The sequence below is a fragment of the Streptomyces spongiae genome, assembly GCF_009377185.1.
GTDB classification, from domain to species: Bacteria; Actinomycetota; Actinomycetes; order Streptomycetales; family Streptomycetaceae; genus Streptomyces; species Streptomyces spongiae.
The window spans coordinates 1-2,217 of sequence record NZ_VJZC01000953.1; the positions used below are offsets into that span (position 1 = coordinate 1).

The 2,217-nt window shown below is 73.0% G+C and carries 2 protein-coding genes; both read left to right on the forward strand.

Annotated elements, in window-relative coordinates:
- The first annotated feature begins 105 nt into the window (after positions 1 to 105).
- The gene (locus FNH08_RS49080; RefSeq protein WP_152778418.1) at positions 106 to 1,416 is read left to right on the forward strand and encodes a sensor histidine kinase; all 1,311 of its coding nucleotides are present in this window, start codon (positions 106 to 108) and stop codon (positions 1,414 to 1,416) included.
- Positions 1,416 to 2,048, forward strand: coding sequence for a response regulator transcription factor (locus FNH08_RS49085; RefSeq protein ID WP_322726643.1), 633 nt, complete (start codon positions 1,416 to 1,418; stop codon positions 2,046 to 2,048). Before FNH08_RS49080 ends, FNH08_RS49085 begins: the two co-directional genes overlap by 1 nt.
- Positions 2,049 to 2,217 lie beyond the last annotated feature (169 nt).

Consider the following 2,217-nt stretch of genomic DNA (forward strand, 5'->3'; position numbering starts at 1 on the left):
ACCCCCGCCCCACCCACTGGACCCATGGCCGCGTGCCGTTCGTCCTTCTACGGTGACCGTGTGAACAGTGTGGTCCGTACGCGCCCTCGGAATCTGTGGCAGGCCATGGCCGCCGGGCCGCGCTACCTCGTGTCGTCGTGGCCCTGGCGGGCTGTCGGGTATCTGGTGTCCGGTGCCGTGGCCGGGGCCGTGGTCCTGGTGGGGATCGTGGTGCTCGTGGCGGCCGGCGGGGTGCTGGCCGTCGCCCTGGTCGGGGTGCCGCTGCTCGCCGCCGCGCTGCTCGTCGGGGTGCCGGTGGCTTCGCTGGAGCGGTGGCGGCTGCGGCTGGTGGACCAGGACCCGGCGGCCGGCGTGCACGGCGCTCCCGACGGGCCCGGGCCCTGGGTCTGGTTCACCACCCGGCTGCGCGAGCAGTTGACGTGGCGGGAGCTCGGCCACGCGGTGCTCTTCGCGTGTCTGCTCTGGCCGGTCGAGGCGCTGGTGGTCACGGCGGCCCTGCTCCTCCCCGGCTCGATGGTCGCCGCCCCGCTGCTGATGGCCACGGTGGGCGACGGCCAGGAGGTGAAGGTGCTCAAGCAGTGGACGGTCACCGCGTGGCCGGCCGCCTTCGGGGTCGCCCTGCTGGGTGTCGTACTGCTGGCCGGCGCGGCATACGTCCTCGGGGTCGCCGCCGGAGCCAGGGCCGGGCTGACCCGGATGCTGATCGCCCCGCGTGACGTGAACCTGGGGGAGAGGGTCGTCGAACTGGCCCGCTCGCGCGTGCGGTTGGTGGACGCGTTCGAGGCGGAGCGGCGCCGTATCGAGCGCGATCTGCACGACGGCGCTCAACAGCGCCTGGTCGCCCTGACGATGACGCTCGGGCTGGCCCGGCTGGACGCGCCGCCCGGGCCGCTGGCCGACCAGCTCGCCCGGGCCCACGAGGAGGCCGGCAACGCCCTGGCCGACCTGCGTGAGCTCATCCACGGCATCCACCCCAAGGTCCTCGCCGACTTCGGGCTCGAGGCCGCCGTCGCAGACGCCGCGGACCGCAGCCCCGTGCCCGTGGACGTGGACCTGGAACTGCCCGCACGTCCGCCCCGGGCCGTGGAGACGGCCGCGTACTTCGTGGTCTGCGAGGCCCTCGCCAACGTGGCCCGGCACAGCGGGGCGAACCGGGCGGAGGTGAGCGGCGGGTACGAGGACGGGCGGCTGTACCTCCGGGTGAGCGACGACGGACGCGGTGGTGCGAACGCGGACGGTGGCAGCGGGCTGACCGGACTCGCCGACCGGGTGTCAGTGCTCGATGGCAGACTTTCCCTGTCCAGTCCGCCTGGTGGACCGACCTTACTGAGTGTGGAGTTCCCTTGCCGGATGGCCGAGTTGACGGAACGGTTGGAGTTGACGGAACGGTCCGAGCGGGTCGATCGCTCCGCGTAGTGCTGGCTGAGGACAGCGTGCTGTTGCGGGACGGGCTCACCGGCCTGCTCGCCCGCTTCGGTCACGAGGTCGTGGCGGCCGTCGGGGACGCCGAGGCGCTGATCGCCGCGGTCACCGAGCACGAGCCGGACGTCGTGGTGACGGACGTGCGGATGCCCCCGGGCTTCCAGGACGAGGGGCTGCGGGCGGCGGTGCACCTGCGGGAGGCGCGGCCCACGCTGCCGGTGCTGGTCCTCAGCCAGTACGTGCAGCGGGCGTACGCCGCCGAGTTGCTGGACTCCGGCGACGGATCGGGCGTCGGCTATCTGCTCAAGGACCGGGTCGGGCAGGTCGAGGAGTTCGTGGACGCGCTGGGCGAGGTCGCGTCCGGCGGGACGGTAGTCGACCCCGAGGTCGTACGGCAGTTGCTGCGCAGGCGCCGTGATCCGCTGGAGCGGCTCACCCCGCGCGAGCGGGAGGTCCTGGCGCTGGTCGCGCAGGGCAGGTCGAACGGCGCCATCGCGCGCGAGTTGGTCGTCACCGAGGCCGCCGTCGGCAAGCACATCGGCAGCATCCTCGCCAAGCTGGACCTGCCCCCGGCCGACGAGACCCACCGCCGGGTCCTGGCGGTGCTGGCGTTCCTGCGGGCCTGAGACCATCCTCGGCCCCGACTGGGAGCGTTCGGGATTCCGACCGCGTCCGATCCATTGACGCCACTCCCGGCCCACCTCTACCTTCTGGCCGAAGTTACGCACGACGTTCGACATTCCGAACGAGTCGCTGCCGGAAGGGACTTGCCGTGCTCCGCACCCGCCCCCACAC